Genomic DNA, 8,712 nt, shown 5'->3' on the forward strand with positions numbered 1-8,712 from the left:
GGAGGAGATCTATGTCCAAGACGAGGCGTATCGGCCAGTTCCTGGGTTTCGCAGCAGTCGGCGCACTCGCGTTCGGACTCGCGGGCTGCTCGGGCGGTTCGGGCTCCGATTCGGGCTCCGGCTCGAGCGGTGACCTCACCACCGTCGGCTTCGTGGCCGTCGGCCCCGAGGGCGCGTGGCGCCAGGCGAACGAGACCAACATCGAGGACACGTTCACCAAGGACGCCGGCTTCGACCTGAAGTACGCACCCGCCACCAACGGAGACCAGAAGTCGCAGATCGACTCCTTCACCTCCTTCGTGGACGAGGGCGTCGACATCATCCTGCTCTCCGCCACGGAGGGCTCCGGCTGGGAGGACTCGCTCGAGCGCGCCCAGGAGGCCGAGATCCCGGTCATCCTGATCGACCGCGGCATCGAGCCGGACAACACCGACCTCTACGTGACCCGCATCGCGCCGGACAACATCGCGGTCAGCACCTCGGTCGCCGACTGGGCCAAGACCACCTTCCCGAGCGGCGCGAAGTACTTCACGCTCGAGGGCCCCGCCGGCGTCTCGGTCGTCAACGAGCGCAACGAGGGCTGGGACGAGGTCATCGGCGCCGACTCGAAGTTCACCAAGATCGGCGCGCAGACCGCGAACTGGTCCACCGAGGAGGCCAAGAGCGTCTTCGAGACCGTCCTGAAGTCGAACAACAACGACGTCCAGCTGGTCTTCGCCCAGAACGACGAGATGGGCCTCGGCGCCGTCCAGGCCGTCCAGGAGGCCGGCCTCACCCCCGGCACCGACGTCAAGATCGCCACGATCGACGGCACCAAGAACGCCCTGCAGGCGCTGGCCGACGGCGAGCTGAGCTTCGTCGCCGAGTACAACCCGCTGTTCGGCGAGACCGCCCTCGACGCGGTCGAGAAGACCCTGGCCGGCGAGACGGTCGAGTCCTCGATCGTCGTCCCGAGCGAGACCTTCGACTCGCCCGAGGCCGCCGCCACCGCGCTGCCCGACCGCAAGTTCTAGTCGCTCAGCACCACCGGTCGCCGGGCGTCGTCCTCGACGCGGCACCACTCCCCCGGAGCGACCGGGGCCGGCCCACCCGCCGGCCCCGGTCGCTCCGACCCTTCGGCGCACCTGTTCGGCTGCGCCCCGCTCGAGAACGGAACGACGCGACATGACAGGTTCGCCTCCGATCGTCGAGATGAAGAACATCTCGATCAGCTTCCCCGGCGTGAAAGCCCTCGACGGCGTCGACTTCCGCCTGTTCCCGGGCGAGGTCCACACCCTCATGGGTGAGAACGGCGCCGGCAAGTCCACGCTCATCAAGGCCCTCACCGGCGTCTACCGCATCGACAGCGGAGACATCGTGATCGACGGGGAGACCCGTCGCCTGACCGGCACCGCCGACTCGCAGGCCGCGGGCATCTCCACCGTGTACCAGGAGGTCAACCTGGTCACGAACCTCTCCATCGGAGAGAACGTGATGCTCGGCTACGAGGTCCGCGGACCCTTCGGCATCAACTGGAAGGCCACCCACCAGGCCGCGAAGGTCGCGCTCGAGAAGCTCGGCCTCGGCCACCTCAACACGCGCCAGTCGCTCGCCTCGCTCTCGATCGCGATGCAGCAGCTGGTCGCGATCAGCCGCTCGACGGTGAGCGACTCCAAGGTGCTCATCCTCGACGAGCCGACCTCGAGCCTGGACGCGAACGAGGTCGAGAACCTCTTCGTCGTCATCCGCCGCCTCCGCGCGGAGGGCGTCGCGATCCTCTTCGTCTCGCACTTCCTCGACCAGGTCTACGCGATCAGCGACCGCCTGACGGTGCTGCGCAACGGCACCTTCGTCGGCGAGTACCTGACCCACGAGCTCGACCGCACCTCGCTGATCTCGAAGATGATCGGCAAGGACATCGCGGCGCTGCGCTCGCTCGACTCCGAGCGCGAGAGCCAGGACCACCTCTACCGCGACGCCCCGCTCTACACCGCGAAGGGCATCGGCAAGAAGGGCTCCATCGAGAGCACCGACCTGACGCTGCACCGCGGCGAGGTCGTCGGCTTCGCCGGGCTCCTCGGCTCCGGCCGCACCGAGCTCGCGCGCCTGATCTACGGCGTCGACAAGCCCGACACCGGCGAGATCACGATGCACGGCAAGAAGATCGACGTCCCGACGCCGACCGCCGGCCTCGCCCACAAGATCGCGTTCTCGAGCGAGAACCGCCGCGACGAGGGCATCATCCGCGACCTCTCGGTCCGCGAGAACCTCATCCTCGGCGTGCAGGCCAAGCGCGGCTGGGCCCGCCCCCTCTCCAAGAAGGAGAAGGACGAGATCGTCGGCAAGTACCTCGTCGAGCTCAACGTGCGCCCGGCCGACCCCGACCGCCCGATCAGCAAGCTCTCCGGCGGCAACCAGCAGAAGGTCCTCCTCGGCCGCTGGCTCGCCACCGCCCCCGAGATCCTCATCCTCGACGAGCCGACCCGCGGCATCGACGTCGGAGCGAAGGCCGAGATCCAGGAGAAGGTCGTCGCCCTCGCCGGCGAGGGCGTCGCCGTGGTCTTCATCTCGTCCGAGCTCGACGAGGTCGTCCGCCTCAGCGACCGCATCATCGTCCTGAAGGACCACCGCGTGATCGCGGAGATCCTCAACGGTCCCGCTGTCACTGCGGAGTCGATCGTCACTACCATCGCCGCAGAGGGAGTCGTCGACGAGGACGTCGTCGTCCTCGAGAGCGCCACGCAGGAGGCCGCATCATGAGCAGCGACACCCGACCCGCCCGGGGATCCGTCCTCGGCGGGATCATCCGCCGCCAGTACTTCTGGGGAGTCGTGGCGATCGCCCTGCTCCTCCTCGTCAACGTCGTCAAGGACCCGGGCTACCTGGCCGTCTCGGTCAGCCCGACCACCGGCTACCTCGTCGGCAACGTCATCGACATCGCCCGCGCCGCCGCTCCGATCCTGATGATCGCCGTCGGCATGTGCCTGGTCGTCGCGACCGGGGGCATCGACCTCTCGGTCGGCTCGATCATGGTCGTGGCCGGCGCCGTCTCGATGGAGTTCCTCAACTCCGCGGGAGCGCCCGACTCGCTCGGCGCGGCAGCGGGAGCCTTCGCGGTCGCCCTCCTGGTGGCCGCCGTGCTCGGAGCCGTGAACGGCGTCCTCGTCTCGGTGGTGGGCCTCCAGCCCTTCATCAGCACGCTCGTCGTGATGCTCGCGGGACGCGGCCTGGCGAAGGTCATCACCGGCGGCCAGAACACCGCCGCCACCAACGAGCCCTTCCGCTGGCTCGCGAACGGGTACGTCTTCGGGCTCCCGGTCGTGTTCCTCCTCGCCATCGCCATCGTCGTGGTCGTCGGAGTCCTGGTGCGCCGCAGCGCGCTCGGCCTGATGATCGAGGCCATCGGCATGGACCCGAAGGCGGCCCGCCTCGCGGGCATCAACCGCCGGGGCCTGCTGATGACCGCCTACATCGGCAGCGGAATCCTCGCCGGAGTCGCGGGCGTGTTCGCCACGGCGAGCGTGATGACGGTCGACGTCTCGCGCACCGGCTACCAGCTCGAGCTCGACGCGATCCTCGCGGTCGTCATCGGCGGCACCTCGCTCGCCGGCGGCAAGTTCAACATCACCGGTGCCGCTGTGGGCGCGATCCTGATCGCCACCCTCGACAAGACCGTCGTGTTCCTCGGAGTCTCGTCCTCCGCGACGCCCGCCTTCAAGGCGATCGTCATCGTCGCGCTCTGCCTCCTGCAGTCCGAGCGCGTCCGCTCCGCCTTCAAGTCCCGTCGCGAGGCGCGCCGCAGCGTCCCGCAGAAAGAGGCGATCCCCGCATGAGTGCCGTGATGACCCGCTCCGCCCCTCCGGCGAGCACCAAGCGCACCTCCGGGGCGCGCGGCTGGCTGAGCCAGCACCTGGACAAGCTGCCCACCCTGGCCGCGCTGATCATCTTCTTCGGGATGATCGTCTACGGCGAGGCCGCCTACGGCCGGATCCTGCAGGCGAGCACGATCTCGAACCTGCTGGTCAACAACGCGCACCTGATCATCCTCGCCGTGGGCCTCACCTTCGTGATCCTCACCGGCGGCATCGACCTCTCGGTCGGCGCGGTGATCGCGTTCAGCAGCGTGAGCGGCGTTCTCCTGATCAACGCCGGCTGGAACCCCTGGCTCGTGATGGTCCTGATGGTCGTGATCGGCGCCCTGTTCGGCGTGATCTCCGGCGTCCTGATCCAGTACTTCAACGTGCAGCCGTTCATCGCGACGCTCGCGATGATGTTCCTGGCCCGCGGTCTCGCCTCCATGCTGAGCACCGTCCCGGAGCGCCTCCCCGAGGACTCGGCCGTGCTGAGCCTGGCCACGCCGATCAAGCTGATCGACGGCCCGAAGGTCAACGACTTCGTCATCAGCCCCGGCGTGATCATCGCGATCCTCGTCGTGGCCGGCGCGTTCTTCGTGCTGCACCGCACCCGCCTGGGCCGCACGGTCTACGCGATGGGCGGCTCCGAGCAGTCGGCGGCCCTGATGGGCCTCCCGGTGGTGCGGACCAAGCTGTTCATCTACATCATCAGCGGCACGCTCGCCGGTCTCGCCGGTGTGGTCTACACCGCCCGCCTCGGCAGCGCGCAGAACATCACCGGCACCGGCTGGGAGCTCGACGCCATCGCGGCGACCGTCATCGGCGGCACGCTGCTCACCGGCGGCGTCGGCTTCGTGCTCGGCTCGGTGGTCGGCGCCCTGGTGCTCGGCCTGATGAACGTCCTGATCACCCGTGACGGCGGCATCCCGCCGGAGGCGACCACGATCATCACCGGAGGCATCCTCCTGGTCTTCGTCCTCCTCCAGCGCGCCGTCATGGCCCGCAGCAAGACCTGACCGGGCTCCCGCCCGATCTCCCCCGGCGCCCCCTCGTCCCTCCGCGGACGAGGGGGCGCCGTCGTGTCCGGGGCGCTCCGCCGGCCTCAGGAGGCGGAGCGGCTGAGCGTCAGCGCGGCCTGCTCGCGGGTGGCGTAGCCGCATTCCTCGGCGAGGCGGGCGAAGTCGGCAGGGCCCCGCCGCCGCAGGCCGATCCGGCGCCGGAGGGTGCCCGCCCGGCGCGTCTCGATCTCCTCCGCCGGCGTGCGGCCGAGGAACGCGAAAGCCTCCGCGAGCATGCGGGGGCAGACGAGCAGCTCCCGGGCGAGCACCGCGGCGGAGAACGCCGGGTCGCGGTGGCGCGCCTCGATCACCGGGATCGCCTCCGCGTAGACCTGGTCCGCGCTCCGGGTCCGGACCCGCGGAGCGCAGTGCTCGACGATCCCCTCCAGCAGCAGTTCGCTCGCCCGCCTCACGCCGGCGGCCCCGAGCACGGCCGGATCGCCCTCGATCAGACTGTTGGCGAGGGCACGGGCAGGCGTCCAGACCGACTCGCGCACCGGCACGACCTCGTTGATCCGCTCGCGGACCCACCGGTGCTCGAGCACGGCGGCGTCGAAGCTCCAGGTGTACGAGACGGTCGGCCGCCGGTAGTCGATGCGCGCCGGGACCCTGGCGTCGAGGAGCAGGACGCTGTTCGGCGTCGCCTCGAGCACGCCCTCGTCGAGGACGACCTCTCCCCCGCCCTCGACGATCAGGGAGATGTGAACGCCCGCCGGCCTGTCCGCCCTGTCGACCGACGGCGAGGGGGCGACCCTGATCCCGTTCGGCCCCCACACCCGCGTCAGCGCGAGTCCCGGTCCATCCGCTGCGTCCATCCGCAGACCGGGAGCGCCGGTCCCGCGCTCGTACCAGGCGCGAGCGAACGCCTGCATCCGCTCCTCTGCGGCCCCCATCTCCCGCCTCCTCCGCGTCGAACGAACAGAATCCCTCATCTGTCGATCACCGCCGGACGTTCGCACGGATCTCCCAGGCCTCCGCGCCTCGCGCTCGGAATCCGGCCGCACGCCGTCGCCGGACCGGGAGGACGGCCACGGGGACCGCCCCGGTCAGCGGCGCTGGGAGAGCCGCCACAGCGCGCGGCGAGCGCTCCCCTCGGAGGCGAAGCCCGCCTCCTCGGACGCGCGCGCGAAGTCGGCGGTCGCCAGGGACCGCCCGCCGATCAGGAGCAGGAGGGTGCCCGCCCGGCGCCGCTCGAGCTCGTCGTCGGCCGTCCGTCCGAGGAAGGAGAACGCGCGAGCCAGCGTCAGCTCCGACACCAGGAGCTCGCGGGCGAGCCGGGCGGCGGTGAAGGCGGGATCGCGGTGGCGCTCCTCGATCAGGGCCATGGCCTCCCCGTAGACCTCCTCGGCTCGGGGACGCCTGCGCGGCGCGGAGCACTCGACCAGCTCCTTCAGGAAGGCCTCACCCGCCCGGGCGACGGCGGGCTGCTCCGCCAGAGCGGGGTCGCCGTCGAGGAGACCGTCCATCAGCGCCCGTGCCGGAGCCAGGAAGGAGTCGGCGACCGGCAGGACCTCGCCGAAGCGCTCCGTGACCCAGCGCTGCTCCCGCGCCCGCTCGCCGAGCACCCAGGCGTAGATCACGGTCGAGCGGGGGAAGCACGCCTCGATCCGCGGCTCCGCGTCGAGGACCACCAGATCGCCGCGGCCGCACTCGAGCATCCGTCCGTCCTGTCGGATGCGTCCTCCGCCCTCGACGATCAGCAGCAGATCCGCGCCCGGCCGATAGCGCGTCTGCTGCTTCTGCTCGAAGACGGAGCCCCCTGGAGTCCACAGTCGGGTGATCACGAACCCCGGCGAGCCCGATCCCTCGATCCGCAGTCCGGATGCACGGGCCTCCATCCCGTTCCACTGCTCGGCCATCCGCCGGTACATCTCAGCCGATCTCGCCTCCATCGGGCGCCCCCTCCTCGCGGGCACGCTGACGCCTCACCACGGGAGTGATTCGCAGCCCGCGCGTGCTCCGTTTGTCACGGGACCGGTCACAGCGGACGGCGACGCTCCCACTCCTCGCACCGGCGGCGCCCCGGCGGGAACGGGCGACCGACGGGATCGCCCGGTCAGGAGGGCTATCGCGACTCGGAACGGCGCCGGAGCACACCACTCCCTCCTCACGGCGGCGCCACTTCCTCCTCACCTGCCCCCGAGCGCTTGGGCGGACCGACCGCCCGCGGGAAGACTCCCCAGCGGTACGGCGCCCGTCGTACCCGCCGAAGCGACCGAGCGGACGACGACCGTCCTCCGAGCAGGCCGTCGGCGAGAAGACAGACCGAGGAGCTTCACTGTGACTTCCGACAACTCTCCCGCTGAGCAGGGTCCGCTGAGGCGACGCACCGTCGTCGCCGGCGCCACCTGGTCCCTGCCCGTGATCGCCGCAGCGACGGCCACCCCGGCCGCCGCGGCCTCGGCCACGCAGACCCTCGTGTTCAGCTCCATCCCGTCGAACATGATCGCGTGCACGCCCTCCACGGCGCCGATCACGATGACCCTCTCCGGCGGCACCGTCGCGAACGTCCCCGTGCGGGTGACGCTTCCGCCCGGCTTCAGCTTCGGAGGGGGCGCGACCGGCATCTTCGTGACCGACGCGAACGGAGTCGCCACCATCCCGGCCGGCGGCGTCATCGCCGGCCCCGCGACCGGCTCGGCCCTCGCCTCCGGCGGCTCTGCGCGGACGAGCGGCTCGTTCCCGGTCCGCCAGACCGGCGACCTGCAGTACAGCACGGGCCTCGCCACTGTTCCCGAGAACTCCGGATTCATCCACACCTCCTCGCAGGGTGTGAACGGCAACGTCTCCGTCAAGGCGAACGGCGACATCTGGCAGTACCGGCGGTCCGACGGCTGGCAGAAGCTCGGCACGGGCGCCTCCACGGAGCCCAGCACGTCCGGGCTCACGCAGCAGCCGGACGGAACCTACAACGCGCACTGGATCAAGGACGGAGTCCTCCAGTACGGCAAGGCGCTCGCGACCGTTCCGAACAACTCCGGATTCGTCCGCACCTACGGTCAGGGCGCGGACGGGAACGTCTCCATCAAGTCGAACGGCGACGTCTGGCGGTACAACCGCCAGGCCAACGAGTGGACCCTTCTGGGCACCGGCGCCAGCACCGAGCCGAGCGCGGCCGGCATCTCCGCGAACCCGGCCGGGACCCTGAACGTCCACTGGATCAAGAACGGAGTCCTGCAGTACGGCACCGCAGCGGCCACCGTGCCGACCAACTCCGGATTCGTCCGCGTCTACGGCCTCGGCACCCGCGGCACGATCGCCGTGAAGTCGAACGGCGACATCTGGCGGTACACCCCGCAGGGGAACGTCTGGGACCTCGTCGGCACCGGAGCCAGCACCGAGCCGAGCGCCGCCGGGCTGACCCAGCGGCCGGGCGGGACGTTCGAGATCCACTGGATCAAGGACGGGGTCCTGCAGTACGGCACCCGGCTCGCGACCGTCCCGGAGAACTCCGGGTTCGTCCGCACCTACGGTCAGGGAGCGGATGGGAACGTCTCCGTGAAGGCGAACGGCGACATCTGGTACTACAGCCCGGCGCAGAACACGTGGACCAAGATCGGCTCCGGTGCCAGCACCGGGCCCGATGCGGCCGGGATCACCGCCCAGGGAGACAACACGCTGAACCCCCACTGGATCAAGGCGAGAACCGACTGCCGCTGATCCGCGCCCGGCGGCCCTCTCCGCCCGCGTCCTGCCGGACCGCGGGCGAGGAGGGCCGCCTCCGCCCTCCCGCCGAGGACGGGCGCCTCCTCCGAGGAGGAACGCGCCACCCCGTCTCGGCGCCCCTCCCCCGGCCTAGCGTGGTCACAGCCCGCGCACCC

General features: G+C 70.6%; 7 protein-coding genes. 5 read left to right on the plus strand and 2 right to left on the minus strand.

Annotated elements, in window-relative coordinates:
* Nucleotides 1-11: 11 nt before the first annotated feature.
* The 4 genes from C5C10_RS10920 (at nt 12) to C5C10_RS10935 (ending at nt 4,849) form a co-directional block, all read left to right on the plus strand.
* Entirely contained in the window at nt 12-1,013 is a 1,002-nt protein-coding gene (locus C5C10_RS10920; protein WP_104238659.1) for an ABC transporter substrate-binding protein, read from the plus strand.
* A 151-nt stretch (nt 1,014-1,164) separates the two neighbouring features.
* Nucleotides 1,165-2,739 (plus strand): sugar ABC transporter ATP-binding protein, encoded by a 1,575-nt coding sequence (locus tag C5C10_RS10925; RefSeq protein WP_104222393.1) that lies wholly within the window; start codon nt 1,165-1,167, stop codon nt 2,737-2,739.
* Nucleotides 2,736-3,812, plus strand: coding sequence for an ABC transporter permease (locus tag C5C10_RS10930; RefSeq protein WP_104238658.1), 1,077 nt, complete (start codon nt 2,736-2,738; stop codon nt 3,810-3,812). The genes C5C10_RS10925 and C5C10_RS10930 overlap by 4 nt, the downstream gene beginning before the upstream one ends.
* A gap of 8 nt (nt 3,813-3,820) precedes the next feature.
* Nucleotides 3,821-4,849, plus strand: coding sequence for a sugar ABC transporter permease (locus C5C10_RS10935; RefSeq protein ID WP_159917176.1), 1,029 nt, complete (start codon nt 3,821-3,823; stop codon nt 4,847-4,849).
* 86 nt (nt 4,850-4,935) lie between these two features.
* On the opposite strand, the gene C5C10_RS10940 is transcribed toward C5C10_RS10935, so the two are convergent.
* Entirely contained in the window at nt 4,936-5,784 is an 849-nt protein-coding gene (locus tag C5C10_RS10940; protein ID WP_104329231.1) for a hypothetical protein, read from the minus strand.
* Nucleotides 5,785-5,937: 153 nt separating this feature from the next.
* The gene (locus C5C10_RS10945; RefSeq protein ID WP_146082158.1) at nt 5,938-6,783 is read right to left on the minus strand and encodes a hypothetical protein; all 846 of its coding nucleotides are present in this window, start codon (nt 6,781-6,783) and stop codon (nt 5,938-5,940) included.
* A gap of 388 nt (nt 6,784-7,171) precedes the next feature.
* Between C5C10_RS10945 and C5C10_RS10950 the strand changes: the two genes are divergently transcribed.
* Complete coding sequence (locus C5C10_RS10950; protein ID WP_104329233.1) at nt 7,172-8,551, plus strand: hypothetical protein; 1,380 nt, start codon at nt 7,172-7,174, stop codon at nt 8,549-8,551.
* The last annotated feature ends 161 nt before the right edge of the window (nt 8,552-8,712 follow it).

The sequence above is a fragment of the Rathayibacter sp. AY1A3 genome, from assembly GCF_002930975.1.
Lineage (GTDB): Bacteria > Actinomycetota > Actinomycetes > Actinomycetales > Microbacteriaceae > Rathayibacter.

Coding starts and splice junctions, on each gene's coding strand:
- C5C10_RS10930 (WP_104238658.1), top strand. CDS start 2,736: ATGAGCAGCGACACCCGACCCGCCCGGGGATCCGTCCTCGGCGGGATC.
- C5C10_RS10940 (WP_104329231.1), bottom strand. CDS start 5,784: ATGGGGGCCGCAGAGGAGCGGATGCAGGCGTTCGCTCGCGCCTGGTAC.
- C5C10_RS10920 (WP_104238659.1), top strand. CDS start 12: ATGTCCAAGACGAGGCGTATCGGCCAGTTCCTGGGTTTCGCAGCAGTC.
- C5C10_RS10945 (WP_146082158.1), bottom strand. CDS start 6,783: ATGGAGGCGAGATCGGCTGAGATGTACCGGCGGATGGCCGAGCAGTGG.
- C5C10_RS10935 (WP_159917176.1), top strand. CDS start 3,821: ATGACCCGCTCCGCCCCTCCGGCGAGCACCAAGCGCACCTCCGGGGCG.
- C5C10_RS10925 (WP_104222393.1), top strand. CDS start 1,165: ATGACAGGTTCGCCTCCGATCGTCGAGATGAAGAACATCTCGATCAGC.